The sequence below is a fragment of the Comamonas testosteroni genome (genome assembly GCF_014076415.1).
Taxonomy (GTDB): domain Bacteria; phylum Pseudomonadota; class Gammaproteobacteria; order Burkholderiales; family Burkholderiaceae_C; genus Comamonas; species Comamonas testosteroni_F.
Window position 1 is genome coordinate 4751706 of record NZ_CP043568.1, and the last position, 23492, is coordinate 4775197.

The 23492-nt window shown below is 62.4% G+C and carries 18 protein-coding genes and 4 tRNA genes; 9 read left to right on the forward strand and 13 right to left on the reverse strand.

What is annotated here, in order from left to right:
- Positions 1 to 93 precede the first annotated feature (93 nt).
- A complete protein-coding gene (locus tag F0P97_RS21895; RefSeq protein ID WP_182284201.1) occupies positions 94 to 1428 on the forward strand; it encodes a lytic murein transglycosylase in 1335 nt (444 codons plus the stop codon).
- A gap of 131 nt (positions 1429 to 1559) precedes the next feature.
- Here F0P97_RS21895 and greB read toward each other — a convergent pair whose 3' ends face one another.
- The 3 genes from greB to F0P97_RS21910 form a co-directional block, all read right to left on the reverse strand.
- Entirely contained in the window at positions 1560 to 2126 is a 567-nt protein-coding gene (gene greB, locus F0P97_RS21900; RefSeq protein WP_182284203.1) for a transcription elongation factor GreB, read from the reverse strand.
- Between the two features lie 101 nt (positions 2127 to 2227).
- A tRNA-Arg gene (locus F0P97_RS21905) sits at positions 2228 to 2304 on the reverse strand.
- A 148-nt stretch (positions 2305 to 2452) separates the two neighbouring features.
- Positions 2453 to 2529: transfer RNA gene (locus tag F0P97_RS21910), tRNA-Arg, on the reverse strand.
- A 276-nt stretch (positions 2530 to 2805) separates the two neighbouring features.
- Here F0P97_RS21910 and F0P97_RS21915 point away from each other — a divergent pair.
- Together F0P97_RS21915 and F0P97_RS21920 are read left to right on the forward strand one after the other, a co-directional pair.
- Positions 2806 to 4329, forward strand: a complete 1524-nt coding sequence (locus F0P97_RS21915; RefSeq protein WP_182284205.1) for a PLP-dependent aminotransferase family protein — start codon at positions 2806 to 2808, stop codon at positions 4327 to 4329.
- A gap of 98 nt (positions 4330 to 4427) precedes the next feature.
- Positions 4428 to 5648, forward strand: a complete 1221-nt coding sequence (locus tag F0P97_RS21920; RefSeq protein ID WP_182284095.1) for an ISL3 family transposase — start codon at positions 4428 to 4430, stop codon at positions 5646 to 5648.
- 49 nt (positions 5649 to 5697) lie between these two features.
- Here the strand turns inward: F0P97_RS21920 and F0P97_RS21925 are convergent, their stop codons facing one another.
- The gene (locus tag F0P97_RS21925) at positions 5698 to 7134 is read right to left on the reverse strand and encodes an amino acid permease (RefSeq protein WP_182284207.1); all 1437 of its coding nucleotides are present in this window, start codon (positions 7132 to 7134) and stop codon (positions 5698 to 5700) included.
- Between the two features lie 189 nt (positions 7135 to 7323).
- Complete coding sequence (locus tag F0P97_RS21930; RefSeq protein WP_182284209.1) at positions 7324 to 7722, reverse strand: nuclear transport factor 2 family protein; 399 nt, start codon at positions 7720 to 7722, stop codon at positions 7324 to 7326.
- A 740-nt stretch (positions 7723 to 8462) separates the two neighbouring features.
- Here F0P97_RS21930 and F0P97_RS21935 point away from each other — a divergent pair.
- The 4 genes from F0P97_RS21935 to F0P97_RS21950 all read left to right on the forward strand — a co-directional run bounded on the left by F0P97_RS21935 (position 8463) and on the right by F0P97_RS21950 (position 13184).
- Positions 8463 to 9884 (forward strand): NAD(P)/FAD-dependent oxidoreductase, encoded by a 1422-nt coding sequence (locus F0P97_RS21935; protein WP_182284211.1) that lies wholly within the window; start codon positions 8463 to 8465, stop codon positions 9882 to 9884.
- A 563-nt stretch (positions 9885 to 10447) separates the two neighbouring features.
- Entirely contained in the window at positions 10448 to 11455 is a 1008-nt protein-coding gene (gene tauA, locus F0P97_RS21940) for a taurine ABC transporter substrate-binding protein (protein ID WP_182284213.1), read from the forward strand.
- Between the two features lie 66 nt (positions 11456 to 11521).
- Positions 11522 to 12310: a taurine ABC transporter ATP-binding protein gene (locus tag F0P97_RS21945; protein WP_182284215.1), complete on the forward strand. Its 789-nt coding sequence runs from the start codon at positions 11522 to 11524 to the stop codon at positions 12308 to 12310.
- Complete coding sequence (locus F0P97_RS21950; RefSeq protein WP_182284217.1) at positions 12303 to 13184, forward strand: ABC transporter permease subunit; 882 nt, start codon at positions 12303 to 12305, stop codon at positions 13182 to 13184. Before F0P97_RS21945 ends, F0P97_RS21950 begins: the two co-directional genes overlap by 8 nt.
- A 163-nt stretch (positions 13185 to 13347) precedes the next feature.
- Here the strand turns inward: F0P97_RS21950 and F0P97_RS21955 are convergent, their stop codons facing one another.
- From F0P97_RS21955 to F0P97_RS21965, 3 genes are read right to left on the reverse strand one after another with little or no spacing between them, the layout of a single operon-like run.
- A complete protein-coding gene (locus F0P97_RS21955; protein ID WP_182284219.1) occupies positions 13348 to 15048 on the reverse strand; it encodes a cobaltochelatase CobT-related protein in 1701 nt (566 codons plus the stop codon).
- Complete coding sequence (locus F0P97_RS21960) at positions 15045 to 16028, reverse strand: AAA family ATPase (RefSeq protein WP_182284221.1); 984 nt, start codon at positions 16026 to 16028, stop codon at positions 15045 to 15047. Before F0P97_RS21960 ends, F0P97_RS21955 begins: the two co-directional genes overlap by 4 nt.
- Positions 16021 to 16845: an IclR family transcriptional regulator gene (locus tag F0P97_RS21965; RefSeq protein ID WP_182284223.1), complete on the reverse strand. Its 825-nt coding sequence runs from the start codon at positions 16843 to 16845 to the stop codon at positions 16021 to 16023. Before F0P97_RS21965 ends, F0P97_RS21960 begins: the two co-directional genes overlap by 8 nt.
- 134 nt (positions 16846 to 16979) lie before the next feature.
- On the opposite strand from F0P97_RS21965, the gene xsc reads away from it, so the two are divergent.
- Together xsc and F0P97_RS21975 are read left to right on the forward strand one after the other, a co-directional pair.
- Complete coding sequence (xsc, locus tag F0P97_RS21970; protein WP_182284225.1) at positions 16980 to 18791, forward strand: sulfoacetaldehyde acetyltransferase; 1812 nt, start codon at positions 16980 to 16982, stop codon at positions 18789 to 18791.
- 252 nt (positions 18792 to 19043) lie between these two features.
- A complete protein-coding gene (locus F0P97_RS21975) occupies positions 19044 to 20009 on the forward strand; it encodes a bifunctional enoyl-CoA hydratase/phosphate acetyltransferase (RefSeq protein WP_182284227.1) in 966 nt (321 codons plus the stop codon).
- A gap of 124 nt (positions 20010 to 20133) precedes the next feature.
- Here F0P97_RS21975 and F0P97_RS21980 read toward each other — a convergent pair.
- From F0P97_RS21980 to F0P97_RS22000, 5 genes are all read right to left on the reverse strand, one after another.
- Positions 20134 to 20210, reverse strand: a tRNA-Arg gene (locus tag F0P97_RS21980).
- Between the two features lie 2 nt (positions 20211 to 20212).
- A tRNA-Ser gene (locus F0P97_RS21985) sits at positions 20213 to 20302 on the reverse strand.
- A 31-nt stretch (positions 20303 to 20333) separates the two neighbouring features.
- The gene (gene serS / locus F0P97_RS21990; protein WP_182284229.1) at positions 20334 to 21650 is read right to left on the reverse strand and encodes a serine--tRNA ligase; all 1317 of its coding nucleotides are present in this window, start codon (positions 21648 to 21650) and stop codon (positions 20334 to 20336) included.
- A 182-nt stretch (positions 21651 to 21832) separates the two neighbouring features.
- Positions 21833 to 22822 carry a 4-hydroxy-3-methylbut-2-enyl diphosphate reductase gene (gene ispH, locus F0P97_RS21995; RefSeq protein WP_182284231.1) on the reverse strand — a complete coding sequence of 330 codons (990 nt, stop codon included), beginning with the start codon at positions 22820 to 22822 and terminating at the stop codon, positions 21833 to 21835.
- Positions 22823 to 22986: 164 nt separating this feature from the next.
- Positions 22987 to 23457: an FKBP-type peptidyl-prolyl cis-trans isomerase gene (locus F0P97_RS22000; protein WP_003052041.1), complete on the reverse strand. Its 471-nt coding sequence runs from the start codon at positions 23455 to 23457 to the stop codon at positions 22987 to 22989.
- Positions 23458 to 23492: the final 35 nt, after the last annotated feature.

Consider the following 23492-nt stretch of genomic DNA (forward strand, 5'->3'; position numbering starts at 1 on the left):
CGGGCGGCCTTTTTCATGGGCGAAAGATTTTGTTGCATTCTGCGGGCGCTATCCCGTCATGCAACAGCCCCCAGGCCACGACAGCAAGCGACAATGGCATTCATGCTCCAAACCGCACCTTCGCTTCTGAATGTCCGTCAGCCGTTGCTGATCACCGCCGTCGCAGCAGCCCTGCTCGCAGGCTGCGCCACCCGGCCCGAACCTCCAGCAGCGGCGGCGTACGAACCGGTACAGCCTGCCAAAGCAGAGCAAGCCACCGACGAAGCGGCGATGGAAAGCCCCATACAGGCCAGCAACTTCGCGCACTGGAAGCAGGAATTTGCCCCACGCGCACGCGCAGCAGGCATTTCGGAGCGCACGCTGCGCAGCGCATTGGCCGGAGCCAAGCTGCAGCCCAGCATCGTCAAGCTCGACCGCTCACAGCCCGAGTTCACGCGCACGCCCTGGCAGTATCTGGATAGCGCCGTCTCCGCACAGCGCATCAGGACCGGCAAGCTCAAGATGCAGGAATACGTAGCCAGTCTGCAAGCGGCCAGCCAGCGATATGGCGTGCCTGCGCCCGTGATTGCAGCCATCTGGGGCATGGAGAGCAATTACGGCAGCAACTTCGGCAGCTTCTCGGCCGTGGATGCACTGGCCACTCTCGCCTTCGACGGCCGCCGTGCCGAATGGGCGCAGAAGGAGCTGATTGCCGCGCTGCGCATCATCGACAACGGCGACATCGACGCCGCCCATATGATCAGCTCCTGGGCCGGCGCCATGGGCAACACCCAGTTTCTGCCCTCGGTCTTCCTGCAATATGCAGTCGATGCCGATGGAGACGGCCGCCGCGACATCTGGGGCTCCATGGCCGATGTGGCCGCATCCACGGCCAACTATCTTGCAAGCTCGGGCTGGAACCCCGGCGAACCCTGGGGTGTGGAAGTGCGCCTGCCAGCCGATTTCGATTACGCGCGCACCGAGCTTTCCACGCGCCAGAACAGCACTGCCTGGGCTGCAGAAGGCGTGCAAAGCGTGAACGGCCAGGCCTTGCCCGCGATGGCAGGAGCCAGCATCATTGCACCGGCCGGTGCCCGTGGTCCGGCCTTCATGGTGGGCAGCAACTTCCGCGCCATCCTGCGCTACAACAACTCCACCAACTATGCACTCGCCGTGGGCCTGCTCGCATCGCAGCTGGCAGGCAATGGAGGCGTCAGCGCCGAATGGCCGCGCGATCTCGGCGCCCTGACGCGTGAGCAGACACGGGCGCTGCAGACCGCCCTGACGCAGCTCGGCTTTGCCACCGGAGCGGCCGACGGCGTGATGGGTCCGGCCACCCGTGCCGGACTTCGTCAGTACCAGCAGAGCCAGGGTCTGGCGGCAGACGGCTACCCCACGCTGGAGCTGCTGCAGCGCCTGCAGGCTGGCAATCAGTCTCAAAAACAATAGCTTTTAGCGCTTGTTAATCAATGATTTCAATACTGAAGCTATCCGAAATCATTGAAAACCAGGCGAGTACAGCTCACAAAATAAAAGCGCGGCTTCCACACGGAAGCCGCGCTTTTTTGTTGCTCCTGAACTCAGGATCGCGTTGTGGGCTGAGGATAGCTGACGTCCAGAATCTCCAGCATGCGCACGCCGGCCGGCGTGGGCAAGGCCACCTCGTCGCCCACACGCGCCTTGAGCAGCGCGCGCGAAACCGGGGCAATCCAGCTGACCTGGTTCTGCGCGCTGTCCGCCTCGTCAATGCCCATGATGGTGATGGTGCGCTCCACGCCCTCGTCATCCACGTAGCTGACCGTGGCGCCGAAAAAGACCTGGTCGCTGCCTGAGTGCACGGCAGGGTCGACGACCTCTGCGATTTCCAGTCTCTTGGTAAGAAAGCGAATGCGGCGGTCAATCTCGCGCAGGCGCTTCTTGCCATAGAGATAGTCGCCGTTTTCGGAGCGGTCGCCGTTGCTGGCCGCCCAATGCACGATCTCCACGATCTTGGGGCGCTCGTTGTCGATCAGATCCAGCAGCTCGTCCTTGATGCGCTGGTAGCCCTGTGGCGTGATGTAGTTCTTGCCGCCGGCGGGCAATGGCGGCAGAGCTCCGACGTCTTCATCGTCGTCGCCATCCGATTCTTTGGTGAAAGCCTTGCTCATGAGACCGATCTTCACACAGATCCTGGCCTGATCAGGCCAGGGCTCGTCAAAGCCCGGAAACGAAAAAGCCTCAGAACCTTGCAGTTCTGAGGCTTGTCGTTTGGTGCGGCTGGCAGGAATCGAACCCACGACCCCTTGGTTCGTAGCCAAGTACTCTATCCAGCTGAGCTACAGCCGCTAAGCCTCGAATTATATACAGTTTTTGAAGCTCCTCGGTGAAAACCCGGATTTTTCTTCAAATGCACTAAACCACCATCAGTCCGTCAACAGCACACCTGGCAGAAACGAAAAAGCCTCAGAACTTTTCAGTTCTGAGGCTTGTCGTTTGGTGCGGCTGGCAGGAATCGAACCCACGACCCCTTGGTTCGTAGCCAAGTACTCTATCCAGCTGAGCTACAGCCGCTAAGCCTCAAATTATATACATATTCTGGGGCTTGCAGAAAAGTCTCCCAGGATTTTCAAGTTCCGGACGCCGCTGCGCGCGTGCAACCACATGAAAAGCCTGATTCCAAGCACATGCATATGCGCTAATCTCGAACGCTGAAACCGGTCCGCCAGCAAGCTGCTGGCGGCCTCTGCGATGCCTCGGTCATGGACCCCAAGGAACCAGACCCCGCGCGTCAGGGCAGCCGGTCGCTCCAGGCCACCACGGGCTGCGGCAGTGCATTCAGAACCATCAATGACGACAGACAGAAAACAGGCCTCGCCTTCGATTCCTCCATCCGTGGCCATGTGGGAGCAGTTGTTTCGCCGCAGCGCCAGGCCCTCGCTGAGCCTGCAGGGCCAGATTCGCGAAATGCTGGTCGATGCCATCCTCACCGGCATTCTCGCGCCCGGTGATGCCATCCCCTCAAGTCGAGAGCTGGCCAAGCTGCTGGGCGTGGGCCGCATCACCGTGGTCATGGCCTACCAGCAGTTGACCGAAGAGGCCTTTTTGCTGAGCCGCGAGAGAAAAGGCCATTTCATCCACCCCGATGTGCTGCAGGGCCGCACCGCAGAGCGCAACCCCGGCAATGTCAGGAATGCGGACGCCGAGGTGCACACGGACTGGTCTCGCCGCCTGTGGCTGCGCCCCAGCCTGCAGCGCAGCATCGTCAAGGAAGACGACTGGCAGCAGTTCCCCTATCCGTTTCTCTACGGCCAGTTCGACAAGGAGCTGTTTCCCACGGCCGCCTGGCGCGAATGCTGCCTCAAGTCCCTGGGCGTGGTGGACATCCGCATGTGGGCACCCGATCACATCACCCGCGACGACGACAGCCTCATCCAGCAGGTCCAGACCAAGATCCTGCCGCGCCGCGGCGTCTGGGCCTCACCCGACGAAATCATCATCACCGTCGGAGCCCAGCATGCGCTGTACATGGTGGCCGATTTGCTGATGCGCGAGGGCACCTCCATCGGCATCGAAAACCCCTGCTACCCCGATGCGCGCAATATCTTCAGCAGCCGTACCTCTCAGGTCATCCCCATTGGCGTGGATGGCGATGGGCTGCCTATCGTCAATGCCATGCGCAAGCTCGAGTACCTCTACGTCACGCCCAGCCATCAGTGTCCCACCGGCGTCACCATGCCGCTGGAGCGGCGCGAAGCCTTGCTCGAGGCCGCACAGAAGCACGATCTCATCATCATCGAGGACGACTACGAAAGCGAAAGCAGCTTCGACGAACAACCCATCCCGGCACTCAAAAGCCTGGACCGCAACAACCGCGTAATCTATATCGGCAGTCTCTCCAAGAGTCTGGCACCCGGCCTTCGCGTGGGCTATATCGTGGCCCCGCCCGAGCTGATCAAGGAGCTGCGTGCCCTGCGCCGTCTGATGATCCGCCATCCGTCCACCTTCATCCAGCGCACATTGGCCATGTTCATCTCGCTGGGCCACTACGAAGCCCAGTTGCGCCGCCTCGGTCAGGCCCAGAAAGAGCGTCATGCCGAGCTGACGGCAGCCATGGCTCGCTACCTGCCCCAATGCCGCATCACGCCGGTACGCGGCGGCGGCTCGTGCTGGGTGCAACTGCCCGACCATGTGCCCGCGCAGGCACTGGCTCGCCAGGCCGCCGAGCACGGAGTGCTGATCGAGCCCGGCGATGTGTTCTTCACTTCCACTAGCAACACGGGCAACTTCATTCGCCTGGGCTACCAGTCCATTCCTGCGGGACAAATCGCCCAGGGCATCAAGGCCCTGGCAGAAGCCATGCACTGCATGTAGAGGTGCCAAACAAAAGGTTCATCGAGGAATTCCGTGGAGATGAGCCCGTTCGTTTTGTAATCTGACGACAGCGAAGCTGACATCGGAGAACAAATCAAATGCTGGACTCGAAGTTATTGCAGGCTCTTGGCGGCTGGGAGGGCTACGAGGTTGAACGTGTGCAGTGGCCCCAGGGCGATAGCCGCACCGTGTCGATCTATCTGAAGCCGCAGGCCAGCGTCATGCATTGCGAACGCTGCGGTGCGCAGTGCAGCCAAGTCCATGAGACCACGACACGGCGCGTGCGCGATCTGGCATTGTTCGAGTACAAGGTGGTGCTGCATGTGCCGCGTCGGCGTCTGTGGTGCGATAGCTGTGGTGGCCCGCGCCTGGAGAAACTCAGCTGGCTCGGTCGCTACCAGCGCGTCACAGACCGTCTGGCACAGGCGTGCAGCCAGTTGCTTCGCAGCAGCAGCATCAAGGCAGTCGCGGCCTTCTTCGATCTTGGGTGGCACACGGTCAAGTCCATCGACAAGACCTTATTGCTGGCCACTACCGCGCAGCCGCAATGGGAGCGGATCGAGTACTTGGCAATGGACGAGTTTGCGTTGCACAAGGGCCATCGCTACGCCACAGTCGTCATCGACCCCATCAGCCGGCAGGTGCTGTGGGTGGGGCAAGGGCGCTCACGCGAGACGGCCCGCCAGTTCTTCGAGCAGTTGCCCGTTGGCGTTGCCCAGCGCATTCGCGCGGTTGCTATCGACATGACTACTGCCTACGAGCTGGAGATCCAGGCCAACTGCCCCAACGCCGAGATCGTCTATGACCTGTTCCATGTCGTGGCCAAGTATGGCCGGGAGGTTATCGACCGAGTGCGTGTCGATCAGGCCAACTTGCTGCGCCAACAGCCCTTGGCGCGCAAGGTGCTCAAGTCCAGCCGCTGGTTGCTACTGCGCAATCGCAACAAGCTGCAGGCTCAACAAGCAGTGCAGCTCAAGGAGCTGCTGGCGGCCAATGAGCCATTAATGGCGGTATACGTCTTGCGCGATGAGCTAAAACAGCTGTGGTTTTACCGTCGTCCGGCTTGGGCGCATCGCGCCTGGCAGCACTGGTGTGAGCAAGCGCGCCAAAGCGGTATTACAGCACTGAGCACCTTTGCTCAGCGCTTGCAAAGCTACCTGCACGGGATCATCGCCCGATGCCGGCATCCGTTGAACACAAGTGTTGTCGAGGGCATCAACAACACCATCAAGGTCATCAAGCGCCGGGCCTATGGCTACCGCGATCAGGACTATTTCTTTCTGAAGATTCGCGCAGCCTTCCCCGGTAATGCGCGATGAACCAAACAAAAAGCCCCGGACTCAGGGTCCGGGGCTTTTGCTGGTCTCATCAATTCTTGCGCAGCTTGGGCGGTGCCAGCTCGTCTAGCAGGCCCTCGGGACTCATTCCGCGCCGCAACGCCTGGCGCACGCGATAGGCAATCAGCAAGATGCACAGGCTGGCCACACCCAGGGCAAGCGGAGTGCGCTGTTCGGGAATGAAGCCCATGGCCACCACGATGGACAGCATGCCCGCAATCGCCAGCCAGGTCAGATAAGGGAAGCACCACATGCGCACCTTGAGCAGATGCGGCGCTTCGCGCTCCAGACGCGAGCGCAGGCGCAGCTGGGAGATCGCAATCAGGATATAGACAAAGATGGCAACCGTTCCGTAGGAGTTCACGAGAAAGGCGAACACCTTGTCGGGAGACAGATAGGACATGACGATGGCACCGTAGCCGAACAATGTGGCCACCAGAATCGCGTACACGGGCACGCCATTGCGGCTGACCTGGGCCAGCACCTTGGGTGCATCGCCGCGTCGCGTCAGCGCAAACAGCATGCGCGACGAAGCATAAAGCCCGGAGTTGAGCGCCGACAGCACGGCGGTCAGCACCACTGCATTCATGATCTGGGCAGCGGCCGGCACGCCCATGGCATCGAGAGCGCTGACATAGGGCATGGACATGCCCGTGGAGTTCCATGGCACCAGGCAGGCCACCAGCAGCACCGATCCCACGTAGAACACCAGCACGCGCAGGATGACCGAATTCGTGGCCTTGGCCACGGCCTTCTGAGGCTCGGCGGTTTCAGCCGCCGCAATCGTCACGATCTCCGCGCCGAAATAGAAGCCGGTCGCGGCCACGGCCCCCGTGAGCACCGGAACAATGCCGTTGGGCATGAAGCCGCCGTTCTGGCTCAGATTGGCGACATGCATTCCGCCACTCCCCGGAGTCAGGCCCAGCACATAGACACCGGCGATGAACAGAAACACCACGATGGCCGCCACCTTCACGGAAGCCAGCCAGAACTCGCATTCGCCAAAGGACTTGACCGAGACCAGATTGGTCAGCGTCATCATGACCAGCAGGACCAGGCTGATGCTCCAGGCCGGTACGTCGGGCAGCCAGTAGCGCACCAGCTCTGCCCCCGCCACCGCTTCGATCGCCACGACGATGACCCAGAAATACCAGTACATCCAGCCCGTCAGAAATCCCGCCAGCTGACCCACGGCGGGCCGGTCGCGCCATGCTTCCCGGGCGTACTCGTAAAAGGAGCCCCCTGTCATGGAGCAGGCCATCTCGCCCAGCATGCGCATGACCAGCACCACCAGCAGGCCGGTGATCAGAAAAGAGATGACAGCCGCCGGCCCGGCCGACTTGATGACCACGCCGCTGCCGACGAAGAGCCCGGCACCGATGACGCCGCCCAGGGCAATCATGGTCATGTGCCGCTGCTTGAGACTGTGCGACAGCCCGTCCGGCGACGAATGCGGATTTCCAATCATTTTTGTCTCCTGTCTTGCCGGCCTGGAAATGCCGGTCGCCACGGCTTTATGTATCGGATCGCGCCTTGCTGTTCATGCAGGCCGTTGCCGTGGTCGTTCAGTTATCTGCTTGAAAATTGTCGTGTGAAGCCCTGCGTGCAACACCTCCCACCGTAAGGCAGGAAGGTGTGCACGCATGCCTGGCGTGTGTCAGGAAAGCGCCACTGGAGGACGATCCTTGCGGTAGGCGTTCTTGACGGCGATCTTGCCGTCGCGGAAGGTGAACACATCGACCATGCGAGCTTCCACACGCAGGCCGTCGGCCTTGGTGCCTTTGAAGGTGCTTTCAGAAACACCGCGCGCGCCCTGGACAAAATGCTCTCCATCCACCCAGGCGGCATCGGGGAAGACCTGCCAGGCCAGCTGAAAGCCTTCGCGCACGGCCTCGCGGCCCACGAAGCTGCGCCCCATCAGATCAGGGCCGGCAACGGCGTGAAACTCGCATTCGTCGGCCATGAAGTCCATCAATGCGTCAATGTCATGCCGATTCCACGCGTCGGAGAAACGCGCCAGGAACTGGACATCGGGTTGGGATTCTTGCTTGCTCATATGCTCTCCAGATTGCTGTCATGTCATGGGGGCCGACCATCGCAAAAGCGACCCCTTTCGATCGAAAAATGCCTGAAATTCCGATGGTTCATGGTAGGTAGCACTGGCTCCATTTCGTAGGGCCAGTTGCCGGCTATCGTTAAGTCCAAGACCTTGTCGCGCAAGGCGCGGATACCTCGCGAAATGACGGCGGCGCGCACCGGAAAATGCCTTGAGAAAGTCCGCTTCTCCTCTGAGCGCGACGCTCTGCCGCAGCTCTTGCGGACGCAGACCGAAGCCCGTCGGCAAACGCCTCTTCTGCCGCTTCCTTTAGGTGAAAACGATAGGAGAGCATCAACACGCTCAATGCGGTCATCGCCGCCACAGGCGCAGGGAAAGTTCACGGCCACGCCCGCTGGCTGCACGGGTTTCGGTGGGCTCCAATGCATTCCCTGAGGTTGCGACCGACACAGCCAGGTCATTCCGGCCTGAAGCAGGCCTGCCCGACGAGCGCGACTCTATGGGTCGCCCAGTTGGCAAGAGACTCGCCGCAACCCACCTGCGGCAATCCCGAGATTCGGATGGCCAGGCTTGCATGCTGGCTCCATCAAAACCTGTGCCGTGGCCCTAACCAGCGACACAGGGGGCTGGCTATGCTGCTCTCGACATCGCAAGCAGTGCATCTGCATTGACTTTGCGTCCATCAATTCCATAGCAATAGAGCGCCGCTTCAAACGCAGCCACACCAGGAGACGACCGCCATGAAAGCCGAGGACATCCGCCCCAGCCATCTGAATCCATACGACCCGCAGTACGACCCCCTGGTTGCAAGAAACCCCGGACATGGCGCCGGCTACGCTCCGACCTACTGGGTAGGGACGGCAGGCCGGCCACCCGAGGACGATGGTCCGGTCTGCGGCGACATGGAGGCCGATGTGGTCATCGTGGGCTCGGGCTTCACGGGCCTGTCCACGGCCCTGTTCCTGGCCCGCGAACACGGCATTCGCGCCGTGGTTCTCGAAGCCAACCAGAGCGCCTGGGGCTGCACCAGCCGCAACGGCGGCCAGGGCCAGAATGCCAGCGGCCGCCTCTATCGCTCGCAGTGGATAGAGCGCTGGGGCAAGGACACAGCCCTGAAACTTGATGCGGAAATCCGCGAAGGATTCGACACGTTCAAAAAACTGGTTGCGGAGTTTCCAGAATGCGAGCCGCAGCCGGGAGGGCATTTGTATATTGCCCACCGCGACAGAAAAATGGATTTTCTGCGCAACGAGACCCGCGTCATGCGCGAAGTCTTCGGCTACGACGCCCGCATACTCAGCGTCGACGCAGTGCGCCGCGACTATGTCGACGACGCCGACTGCCGTGGCGCGATGCATGAGCCCGACGGCATTGGCGTGCATCCGCTCAAGCTGGCATTCGGCTATCTGCGCAAGGCCCGCGAGCTGGGAGTGAAGGTGCATCCCGCCAGTCCCGTGCTGGGCATGGAGACACGCAACGGCGTGCATTACCTCCAGACACCGGGCGGCACGGTCAAGGCACGCGCCGTCGGCTTTGCCACCGGCGGCTATACCAGCAACGGCCTGCACCCCAGCCTGCGCTCCAAAATCATGCCGATTCTCTCGAACTCGCTGGTCACCAGGCCCTTGACGCAAGAAGAGCTGGCCGCCACCAATTTCAAGACCACGCAGGTCATCACCGACACCCGTACCCTGCGCTTTTACTACCGCAAGCTGCCCGACAACCGCGTGCAGATCGGCAGCCGCAGCTCGATCACCGGAGCCGATGCGCCCAATCCGGTCCATATGGCCAAGCTGGTCGAGGGCCTGCACCACAAGTTCCCGGCCCTCAAGGGAATCCAGGTGGACTACTCCTGGTGGGGCTGGGTCGATGTAAGCCACGACATGATGCCGCGCATCACCCAGCCCGATCCAAGGGAAAGCGTCTTCTATGCGGTCGGCTATGGCGGCAACGGCGTGTCGTTCTCTGCGCATGCAGGCCGTCGCATGGCCCAGCGCATCGCAGGTCAGAACCTCAAGGCCTTCGAGTTGCCAATCTACAACTCATCGCTCGAATATCCGAATGTGTTCAATATGGTGCGCTCGGAGGCGTTTGCACCATTTCGCCGCATGGGCCAGCGCTTTCTCTACCACTGGTATCACATGAACGACGAGAAGAGCTGACCCTGCCAGCCGCCGTTCGGGCTTCACGCAACGAAAAGCACCTTCCTCGAGGAAGGTGCTTTTTTTCATCCTATCTGCGGATGCGGTACAGCGCACACCCCGGCGCCCCGGCCACAGGAAAACCGCCTCTCTGGCATGCATATTGCGCAAGCATTCATGCCTCTCGGACAGCCCGATCCTCCCGCATCTGTCTGCGATCAGTGAAACCACCTAAGCCCATGCAGACGTCGCAAAAATGCCCTCCACCAGAACCGAGATATCCCGCGCAAGCCGCGCCATGCAAGGCTTTGCAATGCACGGTCGCGGTGCACGCCAATCCATGCTGCACGCACCATCCGGGACCATGCGCGACTGGACCTAACGATTCACATCAACTGGCCCTACTGGCTTCACAAGGTTGCTCACTACGATCCGCTGAGAAAGCTCTTTGAGCCTCGCGATGCGGCTTTCAACCGGTTCAGCCAGAAGCGGGAATGGGAAAACAGTCAGCAAGAGTGAGCACAGCAAGGGTTCTCTGGTCTAAGTCTTCAACCGATATCGCTCTAACCATGGAGAAATTGGCAATGAAAATGCAAAAACGATGGATGCTGAAAGCGGGTGTTGCGACGGCGGCACTGGCCATGACAGGCTTCGCGCTGGCGCAGCAGAAAACCGTGACCTTCGCCAACCAGGACATGCTGGTGCCTCTGCGCCTGGTCATGGAATCGGGTGAAGTGGAAAAGGAGACGGGCTACAAGATCAACTGGCGCATGTTCTCGGGCGGCGGCGACGTGATACGGGCGATGGCCTCGGGCGACGTGCAGATGGGAGAGGTGGGCTCCAGCCCGCTGACCGCAGCGGCCAGCCAGGGGCAGGACATCAAGCTGCTCTGGATCTCTGCAGACATCGCCAGTGCCGAAGCCCTGGTGGCACGCGATGGCGGCGGCATCAGCAGTTTCAAGAGCATGGAGGGCAAGCGCATAGGCGTGCCGTTCGTCTCCACCGCGCACTACCAGCTGGTCGCTGCCCTGGGCAAGGAAGGCGTTGACGCACGCAAGGTCAACATCATGAACATGCGCCCGCCAGAGATTGCCGCAGCCTGGGAGCGCGGCGATATCGACGGCACCTTTGTCTGGGATCCGGTACTGGCCAAGGTCAAGCAAAAGGGCAAGGTGATTGCCACCTCCGGCTCCATTGCGCAGATGGGCTATCCCACCTTCGAGGGCATTGCCGTGAGCAGCAAGTTCGCCCAGGAAAACCCCCAGTTCATGGTGGCGTTCATCAAGGCCCTGAATCGGGCCAGCGCCCAGGTGCGCGACAACCTGGCCACGTGGACTCCCGATTCGCCCGAGATCAAGGCCATTGCCAAATGGAGCAAGGCCGACCCCAAGGACGTGCCCGCAGCCATGGCGCTTTACCGCTTCCCCAGCGCTGAAGAGCAGCTCGGCGTGCAGTGGCTGGAAGGCGGTGCGGCCAAGGCCATGACCAATACCGCAACGTTTCTGAAGTCACAAGGTCGGATTCAGGAGGTCAAGCCCGACTACGCTGCGTACGTGACCAGCAGCTATGTCAAGCAGGCAATCGGCCGCTGACTGCCCGCCCACGACGGCCAGCGCCGTCGTGGCTCCCAGCTTTGTTTCACATAGGAGGGCAATGTCATGCCGACTCTGGATATACGTGACCTGACCGTCAATTACGAGGTCAAGGGCGGACACTTGCAAGCCCTGGCGCCCGTCAACCTGACCATGAACGAAGGCGACTTCGTGGTCGCTCTGGGTGCATCGGGCTGCGGCAAGACAACACTGCTCAACTGCATGGCTGGCTTTCTGGCACCGTCCAGCGGCCAGATCCTGCTGGACGGCAAACCCATTCAGGGCCCCGGAGCCAATCAAGGGGTGGTGTTTCAGAAGCATGCGCTGATGCCATGGCTCAATGTGATCGACAACGTCGCACTGGGATTGCGCATGCGCGGCATGGATCTGAAGGCGCGCACACAGATCGCCGAAGAGAAGCTGGCCGTCGTGGGCTTGCAGAGCTACGCCAGGCGTGCCGTCTATGAACTGTCTGGAGGCATGCAGCAGCGTGTCGGCATTGCCCGTGCGCTGGCCAACGATCCCGCACTGCTGCTGATGGACGAGCCCATGGGTGCACTGGATGCCTTCACGCGCGAGCAGGTTCAGGAAATCCTGCTGCGCGTATGGCATGCCACCCACAAGATGGTGTTCTTCATCACCCACTCGGTGGAAGAGGCGCTGTTTCTCGCCAGCCGGCTGATCGTCATGAGCCCCAGCCCGGGCCGCATCTCCCATGTCTACGACGACATGCCCTTCTGCCATGAGTTTCTGCGCACCGGCGATGCGCGTGCCGTCAAGTCGCGCCCCGACTTCATCAGGATGCGCGAAGAAGTTCTGAGTCTGATTCACCACCGGGAGCCTGCCAATGTCTGAAGCAGTCCAAATCAACCATCTGCCCACCGCGACAGCGCGCGTGCAGCCCAAGGCCACTGCCCCGCAGGCGTCAGGACCGGTGAAGACCAGTCGCTTCAAGACCCCTGGTGAAGGCTCCAGCCTCTCTATCAGCATCGTCACCGTGGCCGTGCTGCTGGCACTGTGGTTCGCCGCCACCAATCTCGGCTGGATCAAGCCCTTGTTCCTGCCCAGCCCGCAGGCGGTGTTCCAGCAGTTCTATGAGTACCTGACCGGGCAGGCCAACGACAAACCGCTGTGGCAGCACTTCTCGGCAAGTCTGCTGCGCGTGACCGTGGCGTTCTGGCTGGCCTTCCTGATTGCGGTTCCGCTGGGCATTGCGATGGGGATGTCACGCATCGCACGCGGCATCTTCGACCCACCCATCGAGTTCTACCGCCCTCTGCCGCCACTGGCCTATCTGCCGCTGATCATCATCTGGTTCGGCATCGATGAAACGCCGAAGATTCTGCTGATCTTCCTGAGCTGCTTTGCGCCCTTGGCCCTGGCGGCCCGCTCGGGCATGCGCAGCGCAGCACAGGAGCAGATCAATGCCGCCTATTCGATGGGTGCGAGCTACTTCCAGGTGATCCGCCATGTGATCTTGCCGGCGGCCCTGCCCGACATTCTGGTGGGCATGCGCATTGCCATCGGCTTTGGCTGGACAACTCTGGTTGCCGCCGAAATGGTGGCAGCGAACGTGGGTCTGGGTCAGATGGTGCTCAACGCCTCGAACTTCCTGCGCACCGACATCGTGATCATGGGCATCATCGTCATCGGTGTGATCGCCTATGTCTTCGACCTGTTCATGCGCTGGGTCGAAAAGCGCCTGGTTCCATGGAAGGGGCGCATGTAAGTCCGGCCGATTCCCCGACGGGGATGTCTGCGGCAAGCAGACAGCGGGCAGGCATTGCGCCTTCCCGCTTTTCTGTTTTCCGTTTTTTCGGCTTTTCGGCTTTTCGGTTTGTTGCCTGGGCTTGCCCGGCCTTGTGCGATACCTGTCGCACCCTCCGTCCGGGTCATCGCCGGCACAGCATCTCGGCCACCGAAAACAGCAAGGCCTCGTCGACATCGTGCTGCAGATCGACAGCAAGCCTTTGACGGTAGAAGACCCCCAGATCCAGCCCGACGCCCAGGGCGCAGACCTTCACGCCGCCCATGCGCTCCTGGGCGGCAAGAACCTGCCGCAGATGCTGATCCAGATAATGCTCGTCATTGGCCTGATGGGTCGCCGTGTCCATGGGACAGCCATCGGAGACCACCAGCAGGATGCGACGCTGCGCGGTCTGGGCGCGCAGTCTCTGGCACGCCCATTCCACGGCCTCGCCGTCTATGCCCTCTCGAAAGATGTCGGGCTTGCGCAGTGCCGCAATGCCATGCCGGGCGTGACGCCAGGGCCTGGCCCCGTCCTTGAAGACAATGTGCAGGCGCTCGTTGAGACGCCCCGGAAACTGGGGCTGGCCCGCGCGCTGCCAAAGGCGGCGCGTTCTGCCGCCATTCCAGGCGTGGGTGGAAAAACCCAGTATCTCCACGCTCGCACCGGCCATCTCCAGCGCCCGCCCCAGCACGTCGAGCAACAGCGACAGGGGCCTGGCAAAGGTTTTCATGGAGCCCGAGCAGTCCATGAGAATGGTGACTGCGGTCTCGTTGACGGGGCGCTGCATCTCGTCCTTGAAAATCGCACGCTGCTGCGGGTCCGTTACCAACAGGGACAGGCGGCTGCCGTCCAGATGGCCTTCCTCCAGTCCGAAGTTCCAGCCATTGCGCTGCGTGCTGGCCAGGCGCTGCTGCAGATAGCGCGCCAGCCTCCCGGCCTGCTGCAATCCCGAGCGCGCCAGCTCCTCGTCCATCTGCTCCCGGAACTGGGCCAGCTGCAACGCGCGGATCAACTCAGCGGCCTGCACTTCCCTATCGAACTCGCGCGTGAAAACCCGGTAGCTTTGCGCGGTGCCGGCCCAGGCCCGGCTGTCGCCGCTTTGCGCCACGGGCATGCCGTCCTGACTCTGGGACTCAAAGTGCAGAGGCAGGGCAAAGCTGCTGCGCCGCCTGGGGCCACCGGCACCGCGCGGCGCATCGTCCTGCGCCGCACGCACCGCCATTCCAACCCAGCGGCTGACGGCCAGGGCAGGCTCGACAAACTGCTGCTGCCGGTCTCTGAAGCGCCGCAGCCCATCCCAGTGCCGGCCCAGCGGGGAAGCCAGGGACATCCGCGTGGACTCCACCAGATCGGCCATGCGCTCAGGTATCTCATGCCCGGTCAGCCGGCTCCAGGCCGTGATGGCCACCGCAAACAGCAAGATGCCCAGGCTGCTTTCCGTGAGGCCGGAATCCATGAAGGCCTGGCACCAGTTCACAAAGCGCTGGCGCATGTTCTCGCGCGCTCCGGGCCAGGCCTCGGGCACCAGGCTCTCCACACGCAATTGCTCGAGCAGCTCGAACACCATGCGCTCCACCGGGTCCTGGGGCAGATGCGACTGGAACAGGGCCTGGTCGCTCCACTGCAGACGCAGTCCCATGCTGTCGAGCAGGCCGCGCTGATCCGTCTGCTGCACCGGCACCTGGCTATGGTGGGCCGCCGCCTGGGGTATGGGCGTGGTGCCGCGATACAGCGTCTGACCGCTCCATTGCAGGCCGGCGTCGCCCGTGATGGCGCGCAGCATGGCTCCGCCCCAGGCCTCCATGCGGGACAGAGACAAGGAGGTGGGCGTCTGCGTGCTCATGCAAGAAACGCCAGCGCTGGTTCTTCGGGCTGCGTCAGCTCCTGGGCAAAGCAGCGCTGGAAATACTCGCTCACGATGGCGCGCTCGGCAGGCTCGCATTTGTTGAGGAAGGACAGCTCGAAGGCCAGCTTCAGGTCATGGAAGATGGAAATGTTCTCAGCCCAGGTGATCACCGTACGCGGAGACATCAGCAAGGACAGATCCCCCACGGCAAAGCCCTTGCGCGTCAGCCCGGCCAGCGCCACCATGGCGTCCACCTTGCGGCGCCCGTCGGCAGTGGCCAGCTGCGGCACGCGCGCCAGCACGATGGCCGCTTCCTCCTGCGGGGGAAGATAGTTCAGGCTGGTGACAAGATTCCAGCGATCGAGCTGGGCATGGTTGAGCTGCTGGGTACCGTGATAGAGCCCGTTGAGATTGCCCTGCCCCAGGGTGTTCATGGTGGCAAACAGCCGAAAGCAGGGATGCGGCTGGATCACCCGCTTCTGATCGAGCAAGGTAAAGCTGCCTTCACGCTCCAGAACCCGCTGGATGACGAACATCACATCGGGGCGTCCGGCGTCGTACTCGTCAAACACCATGGCCACGGGCCGCTGCAGCGCCCAGGGCAGGATGCCCTCCTGAAACTGGGTCACCTGCTTGCCATCCTGCAGCACGATGCTGTCCTTGCCCACCAGATCCAGGCGGCTGATATGGCCGTCCAGATTCACGCGCATGCAGGGCCAGTTCAACCTCGCCGCCACCTGCTCTATATGCGTGGATTTGCCCGTGCCGTGCAGGCCCTGAACGACCACGCGCCGGTTGTGCGCAAAGCCCGCCAGAATGGCTTGCGTCACCCGCGGATTCAGCCGGTAGGCCTTGTCAATGGCGGGAACATGTTCGCCCGGCTCGGCAAAAGCCGGCACGGTCATGTCCGTGTCGATGCCAAATACATCGCGCACGCTGACGGTGCGGGTGGGCTGCAGCTGGCTCAGGTCAGTCATCATCGGCTTCCGGTGGAACGTCATCGTTAATGCGGGCGATCGCCTCGACGGCCGCCTGCAGCTTGGGAAGAAAGGACAGGGCCTTCTCCTTGGAAAAACGCATGATGGGGGCCTGCACGGCAAGCCCCATATTAGAGTTGCCCAGGGGCGCGGGCACCAGCACGCCAAGGCACAGCAGACCGGGCAGGAACTCCTCGTTGTCGAAGGCATAGCCCTGCGCCCGCACCTGATCGAGCTCCTGCTCCAGCGCCTCGAAGGTCGTCAACGTATTGCCGGTAAACGCTTCCAGCGGCACATTGGCCAGCAGCCGGCGGCGCTGGGCGGGCGACATCTGGCTCAGGAACAGCTTGCCCGTGGCCGAACAGTGTGCAGGCACGCGCGAGCCCGGATGCAGATAAAAGCGCAGCGGCGCAGGCGTCTCCACACGGTCCAGATACAGGACCTCGCTGCCCGAAAAAGCCGTGATGTTGCAGCTCTCTCCGAGCTCGCGCACCAGCTGGGTCAGCACCGCATGCCTTGCACCATGCGTGGTGTTGTTGAGCAACACGTTCTCCGCCAGTCGCATCAGCCGCTGGCCCGTGCCGTAGTGGCGACCGTTGCCATCTCTTTGCAGGATTCCGGCGCTTTCCAGCTGCGCAAGCATGCGGTGCATGGTCGGCTTGGGCAGCCCTGTCTCTTCCACCATGGTCTGCAGGGTGAAGGGCTGGCTCTTCTGCGCCACGGCTTCCAGCAGCGCGAACAAACGCAGATTGGGCGTGTCTCCGTCCAGGCGAGCCGAGGGGGTGTCTTCGCTGTGCTTCATATCGTTGTCGATCATATTAATTTCCACTTTTCGAGTCAATTTATTCCATAAAAAGAAATTTATTTGCACGAAAACAAAAAAATGCCATAGACTGACATCGTTATTTCTTTTTTCGGAACCATAGGTTTCAAATTTTCAAGGAGACAGAGATGGCTGCAACGGACAATCGTAAAGTGGTTGAAGGCGTTCACAAGATGACCCCTTCGGAAGCATTCGTGGAAACCTGCGTCGCCAATGGCGTCAGCGAGATGTTCGGCATCATGGGTTCCGCCTTCATGGATGCCATGGACATCTTCGCCCCCGCAGGCATTCGCCTGATCCCGGTGGTGCATGAACAAGGTGCGGCCCATATGGCCGACGGCTATGCCCGCGTCTCGGGCCGCCACGGCGTGGTGATTGGCCAGAACGGCCCCGGCATCAGCAACTGCGTGACCGGGATTGCCGCAGCCTACTGGGCGCACAGCCCGGTGGTGATCGTGACCCCCGAGACCGGCACCATGGGCATGGGCCTGGGCGGCTTCCAGGAGGCCAATCAGCTGCCCATGTTCCAGGAGTTCACCAAGTACCAGGGCCATGTCTGCAACCCCAAGCGCATGGCCGAGTTCACGGGCCGCGTCTTCGACCGCGCCATGTCCGAGATGGGCCCGACCCAGCTCAATATTCCGCGTGACTACTTCTACGGCGAGATCGAGTGCGAGATTCCCAAGCCCATGCGCGTGGACCGCGGCCATGGAGGCGAAGCCAGCCTGCAAGCCGCCGTGGATCTGCTCAAGACCGCCAAGTTCCCGGTGATCCTGGCCGGCGGTGGCGTGGTCATGGGCGATGCGGTGGAAGAAGCCAGGCAGCTGGCCGAGCGCCTGGGCGCACCCGTGGCCACCGGCTATCTGCGCAACGACGCCTTCCCTGCCAAGCACCCGCTGTGGGCCGGCCCTCTGGGCTACCAGGGCTCCAAGGCCGCCATGAAGCTGATCGCCCAGGCCGACGTGGTGATTGCGCTGGGCTCGCGCATGGGTCCCTTCGGCACCCTGCCCCAGCACGGCATGGACTACTGGCCCAAGACCGCCAAGATCATCCAGATCGAGGCCGATCACACCAATCTGGGCCTGGTCAAGAAGATCGCCGTGGGTATCAACGGCGATGCCAAGGCCGTAGCGGCCGAGCTGAGCAGGCGTCTGGCCGATGTGACGCTGGGCTGTGACGCCACCAAGGCTGCGCGCGCCGACACCATCGCCACGGAAAAGGCCGCCTGGGAGAAGGAGCTCGACGGCTGGACCCACGAGCGCGACCCCTACAGCCTGGACATGATCGAAGAGGCCAAGGGCGAACGCACGCCGACCGGCGGCAGCTATCTGCATCCCCGCCAGGTGCTGCGAGAACTCGAAAAAGCCATGCCGGCGCGCGTCATGGTGTCCACCGACATCGGCAATATCAATTCGGTGGCCAACAGCTATCTGCGCTTCGACGAGCCGCGCAGCTTCTTCGCTCCCATGAGCTTCGGCAACTGCGGCTATGCCCTGCCCACCATCATCGGTGCCAAGTGTGCAGCCCCCGATCGCCCGGCCATTGCCTATGCAGGTGACGGTGCCTGGGGCATGAGCATGATGGAAATCATGACCGCCGTGCGCCACGACATCCCCGTGACCGCCGTGGTGTTCCACAACCGCCAGTGGGGCGCGGAAAAGAAGAACCAGGTGGACTTCTACAACCGCCGCTTCGTGGCCGGCGAGCTGGAGAGCGAAAGCTTCTCCGACATCGCCAAGGCCATGGGTGCCGAAGGCATCGTGGTGGACCATATCGAGGACGTGGGCCCGGCACTGCAAAAGGCCATCGACATGCAGATGAAGGAAGGCAAGACCTGCGTGATCGAGATCATGTGCACACGCGAGCTCGGCGACCCCTTCCGCCGCGACGCCTTGTCCAAGCCCGTGCGCATGCTGGACAAGTACAAAGACTTTGTCTGACACCGTCTGACACCCCCTGAGGCGCTGCGCGCCTTCCCCCTCGTTGCACGGCGCCTCTCTACCCGCTTCGCGGGGGAGGGGGACGACACCCTCGGTGCGGGGCGGCGCGGCCAGCCCAGGCCCTTCCTCGGTGTCCCTGGGTTGGGCCGCGCCGGTTTCATGCACCTGAGTGAAGCGCAAGGCCCTCGAAAGCCGACTCCCAGACCCCCTGCGTTGCTCACGCCGGGCCCCGTACTTCCCGCAGGAGCGTTCATGACTCCCCCACTCTCACATGCCGTGGCCGCCGACGATGCACCCGCCACGCCGCGTCCCCATCTCCAGCAATTGATCGACCAGGCCCGGGCCCGCGGCCCGATTCCCGTGGCCGTGGCCTACCCCTGCGATGCAGGCTCTGTGCAGGCAGCCATGCAGGCAGCGGAGGCCGGCCTGATCAAGCCCCTGCTGGTAGGGCCGCAGCAGCGCATCGAGGCTGCGGCTCGCTCTGCCGGTCTGGATCTGTCTGCCGCCGAGATCCACTCCACAGCGGACGACGCCCGCATCGCCGCGGCCCAGGCCGCAGCACTGTGCCGCGATGGCCAGGCCCGGGCCCTGATGAAGGGCAGCCTGCACAGCGACGATCTGCTGGGTGCGGCCGTGGCGCGTGAAGCCGGTCTGCGCGGCAGCCGCCGGGCCAGCCATGTCTTCATCATGGACGTCCCCGGCTACGACCGCCCGCTGCTGATGACCGACTGCGTGGTCAACATCTTCCCCAGCCTGATGGAAAAGCGCGACATCGCCCAGAACGCAGTCGATCTGGCCCATGCCATCGGCATAGTCCAGCCACGCGTGGCCCTGCTGTCGGCGGTGGAGACCGTCAACCCGGCCATTCCCGGCACCATCGATGCGGCAGCCCTGTGCAAGATGGCCGACCGCGGCCAGATCACAGGCGGCATATTTGACGGTCCGCTGGCTTACGACAACGCCATCTCCCTGCACTCGGCGCACAACAAGGGCATAGTCTCCGATGTCGCCGGTCGCCCCGATATCTTGCTGGCCCCCAACCTGGAAGCCGGCAACATGATCTACAAGCAACTGGTCTACATGGCCAACGCCGAATGTGCGGGCCTGGTGCTGGGCATGCGCGTGCCCATCGTGCTGACCAGCCGCTCCGACTCGGTGGCCAGCCGCATCGCTTCCTGCGCCCTGGCCGTGCTGGCCAGCTCAGGGATGCAGCCATAGAGCGAGACCTGAGCAAGGCCCGGCCGGACACCACGGTGTCCGGGCCTTTCTGCCAAGCGCATATCTCCCGCAGACGCCAGAAACGAAAAAGCCTCAGAGTATTTCTACTCTGAGGCTTAACGTTTGGTGCGGCTGGCAGGAATCGAACCCACGACCCCTTGGTTCGTAGCCAAGTACTCTATCCAGCTGAGCTACAGCCGCATTGGCGGAGAGGGTGGGATTCGAACCCACGGTACGTTTGCACGTACGCCTGATTTCGAGTCAGGTACATTCGACCACTCTGCCACCTCTCCTGTGTCGAAGCATCTATTGTAGCCTAAAAAATCAGGCCTTCAGCAAAGTTTTGCCGCCCATGTACGAAACCAGTGCTTCGGGCACGGTGATCGAGCCGTCGGCGTTCTGATAGTTCTCCAGCACGGCGACCAGCGTACGGCCCACGGCCAGGCCGGAGCCGTTGAGCGTGTGCACCAGCTCGTTCTTGCCCTGCGCATTCTTGAAGCGGGCCTGCATGCGGCGCGCCTGGAAGGCTTCGCAGTTGGAGACCGAGCTGATTTCGCGGTACGTTCCCTGTGCCGGCACCCAGACTTCCAGGTCGTAGGTCTTGGCGGCGCCAAAGCCCATGTCGCCCGTGCACAGGCTCATCACGCGGTATGGCAGGCCGAGCTTCTGCAGCACGGCTTCGGCATGGCCGGTCATTTCTTCCAGCGCTTCATAGCTCTTTTCGGGATGCACGATCTGCACCATCTCGACCTTGTCGAACTGGTGCTGACGGATCAGACCGCGCGTGTCGCGACCGCCGGAGCCGGCTTCGGAACGGAAGCAGGGGCTGTGTGCGGTCAGCTTGATGGGCAGGCGGTCTTCGGCCAGCACTTCGTCGCGCACCAGATTCGTCAGCGGCACTTCGGCTGTGGGAATCAGGTACAGAGCCGCGGTATCGGGCAGGGGCTCGGCATCCTGGCCGCCCTTCTGGGCAGCAAACAGATCGCCTTCGAACTTGGGCAACTGGCCCGTGCCCTTGAGCGAATCGCTGTTGACGATGTATGGCACATAGCATTCGGTGTAGCCATGCTGCTCGGTCTGCAGGTCCAGCATGAACTGGGCCAGCGCACGGTGCAGGCGCGCGATCTGGCCCTGCATCACGGTAAAGCGGGCACCGGAGAGCTTGACGCCGGCTTCGAAGTCCAGGCCGATCGGCGCGCCCAGATCCACGTGATCCTTGATATCGAAGTCGAAATTCCTGGGCGTGCCGAAGCGGCGCACTTCCACATTGCCTTCTTCGTCGGCGCCCACGGGCACGGACTCATGAGGCAGATTGGGCACGGCCACCAGCATGGCCTGCAGCTCGGTCTGGATCTGGTCCAGGCGTGTGGCCGATTGTTCCAGCTCGGTCTTCATGGCGGCCACTTCGGCCTTGGCGGCTTCGGCGGCATCCTTTTCGCCCTTGCCCATCAACATGCCGATCTGCTTGGACAGCTGGTTGCGCTTGGACTGCAGCTCCTCCGTGCGCGTCTGGATGGACTTGCGTTCGGATTCCAGCGCCTTGAAGGCTTCCACGTTCAGGAAGGCTTGGGGGTTTTTGCGGGTTTGCAGTCGGGCGACGACTGAATCCAGGTCTTTGCGGAGAAGTTGAATGTCGAGCATAGATGGGGATTTTAGAGCGACTGGCCGCACCCGGCCGGTACACGGGGGATGGCAGCAGTCAGCTATCAAAAGCAAAGCGCCTTACGCACGCTATTCATAGATTTTCAGATAAAAATCATCTGAAGTCATTGAATACCATGCGCAAGGCGCTATGAAGTTACAAGCATTCAGCTTGTCAGAGCTCAATGTCCGGTCTCGGGCGCCTTGCGCACTTCGATCTCCAGGCCCGTGGCCGCATCGATCTTAAGCCCCTTGGGCAGCGGGAACTTGATGGTTTCCTCGATACCGTCCATCTTGCGCACGGCGACGGCCCCCAGCTGCCGGATGCGGGCGATGACCTCGTCGACCAGCACTTCGGGCGCCGAGGCACCGGCCGTCAGGCCCACGCGGGCTGCATCGGCAAACCACTCTTCCCTGAGCTCGAGCGCGTTGTCCACCATATAGGCGGGCGTGCCCAGGCGATCGGCCAGCTCGCGCAGGCGGTTGCTGTTGGAGCTGGTCGGACTGCCGACGACGATGACCAGATCCACCTGAGGTGCCAGCACCTTCACGGCGTCCTGGCGGTTTTGCGTGGCATAGCAGATGTCCTGCTGCTTGGGCTCGCGCACCATTGGAAAGCGCGCCTTGATGGCGGCCTTGATGCCTGCGGCATCATCGACCGACAGCGTGGTCTGCGTCACCACGGCCAGCTTTTCGGTCTGGCGCGGCGCCACCTTGGCCACATCGCCCTCGTCCTCGACCAGGTGAATGCCTTCGGAGAGCTGGCCCATGGTGCCTTCGACCTCGGGATGGCCCTTGTGGCCGATCATGAGAAACTCGTAGCCTTCCTTGGCCAGCTTGGCGACTTCCACATGCACCTTGGTGACCAGCGGGCAGGTCGCATCGAAGATGGCAAAGCCGCGGCGCTCGGCCTCCTGCTGCACGGCCTTGGAGACGCCGTGGGCCGAGAAGATCAGCGTGGCGCCGGGCGGCACTTCGTCCAGCTCCTCGATGAAGATGGCGCCCTTGGCCTTGAGGTCGTTGACCACAAAAGTGTTGTGCACGATCTCGTGGCGCACATAGATGGGCGCACCGAACTTGGCCAGTGCCCGCTCCACGATCTCGATGGCGCGATCCACTCCGGCACAAAAGCCGCGCGGTTCGGCCAGCAGGACTTCCTTGGCTCCCACCATTTCAATACCCCCTGGCGCTACGCACCACTCGCACGGCATGACACTGGCGCGCTTGAAGCGCGGGACGGCGGCACGGGCCGACCGCAGCAAGGGCCGCCCCGCAGCAAAGGCCGTCGTCCCCCTTGAAGGGGGAAGCTGCGCAGCAGCTCAGGGGGTGTGTCATTTCAGAGCACCCCGATCAGCTTCACTTCAAACGTCACGGGCTGGCCGGCCAGCGGGTGGTTGAAGTCGAACAGCACGGCGCCGTCCTCGCGCACCTGCACCACGGCGCCGGCGTAGCTGCCGCTGCCATCGGGCGTGGGGAACTGCACCACATCGCCTGCGGTGTATTGCTCATGCGGGTCGCCGAGCTCGTTCATGAGCTTGCGGGCCACCCACTGCATCATGTCGGGGTTGCGCTCGCCAAAAGCCTCGCCTGCGGGCAGCTCGAAAGTCGTGTGCGTGCCCTCGGCCAGGCCGATCAGCTTGTCTTCCATGGCCGGCGACAGCTCGCCCGCACCCAGCGACAGCGTCGCCGGCTTTTCGTTGAAGGTATTGATCACATCGCCCGCAGGGCCCGCCAGGCGGTAATGCAGCGTGAGAAAAGAGCCTGCCTGCACGACGGGCAGATCCGAAGGGGTTGCGCTTGTGGTCATGAAAGTCCCGATAAACTGGGCTGCATTGTAAGAGC

Excerpts from the sequence above, each read along its gene's own strand:
- F0P97_RS21895 (WP_182284201.1), top strand. The coding sequence starts at position 94 with ATGGCATTCATGCTCCAAACCGCACCTTCGCTTCTGAATGTCCGTCAG.
- greB (WP_182284203.1), bottom strand. The coding sequence starts at position 2,126 with ATGAGCAAGGCTTTCACCAAAGAATCGGATGGCGACGACGATGAAGAC.
- F0P97_RS21915 (WP_182284205.1), top strand. The coding sequence starts at position 2,806 with ATGACGACAGACAGAAAACAGGCCTCGCCTTCGATTCCTCCATCCGTG.
- F0P97_RS21920 (WP_182284095.1), top strand. The coding sequence starts at position 4,428 with ATGCTGGACTCGAAGTTATTGCAGGCTCTTGGCGGCTGGGAGGGCTAC.
- F0P97_RS21925 (WP_182284207.1), bottom strand. The coding sequence starts at position 7,134 with ATGATTGGAAATCCGCATTCGTCGCCGGACGGGCTGTCGCACAGTCTC.
- F0P97_RS21930 (WP_182284209.1), bottom strand. The coding sequence starts at position 7,722 with ATGAGCAAGCAAGAATCCCAACCCGATGTCCAGTTCCTGGCGCGTTTC.
- F0P97_RS21935 (WP_182284211.1), top strand. The coding sequence starts at position 8,463 with ATGAAAGCCGAGGACATCCGCCCCAGCCATCTGAATCCATACGACCCG.
- tauA (WP_182284213.1), top strand. The coding sequence starts at position 10,448 with ATGAAAATGCAAAAACGATGGATGCTGAAAGCGGGTGTTGCGACGGCG.
- F0P97_RS21945 (WP_182284215.1), top strand. The coding sequence starts at position 11,522 with ATGCCGACTCTGGATATACGTGACCTGACCGTCAATTACGAGGTCAAG.
- F0P97_RS21950 (WP_182284217.1), top strand. The coding sequence starts at position 12,303 with ATGTCTGAAGCAGTCCAAATCAACCATCTGCCCACCGCGACAGCGCGC.
- F0P97_RS21955 (WP_182284219.1), bottom strand. The coding sequence starts at position 15,048 with ATGAGCACGCAGACGCCCACCTCCTTGTCTCTGTCCCGCATGGAGGCC.
- F0P97_RS21960 (WP_182284221.1), bottom strand. The coding sequence starts at position 16,028 with ATGACTGACCTGAGCCAGCTGCAGCCCACCCGCACCGTCAGCGTGCGC.
- F0P97_RS21965 (WP_182284223.1), bottom strand. The coding sequence starts at position 16,845 with ATGATCGACAACGATATGAAGCACAGCGAAGACACCCCCTCGGCTCGC.
- xsc (WP_182284225.1), top strand. The coding sequence starts at position 16,980 with ATGGCTGCAACGGACAATCGTAAAGTGGTTGAAGGCGTTCACAAGATG.
- F0P97_RS21975 (WP_182284227.1), top strand. The coding sequence starts at position 19,044 with ATGACTCCCCCACTCTCACATGCCGTGGCCGCCGACGATGCACCCGCC.
- serS (WP_182284229.1), bottom strand. The coding sequence starts at position 21,650 with ATGCTCGACATTCAACTTCTCCGCAAAGACCTGGATTCAGTCGTCGCC.
- ispH (WP_182284231.1), bottom strand. The coding sequence starts at position 22,822 with ATGGTGGGAGCCAAGGAAGTCCTGCTGGCCGAACCGCGCGGCTTTTGT.
- F0P97_RS22000 (WP_003052041.1), bottom strand. The coding sequence starts at position 23,457 with ATGACCACAAGCGCAACCCCTTCGGATCTGCCCGTCGTGCAGGCAGGC.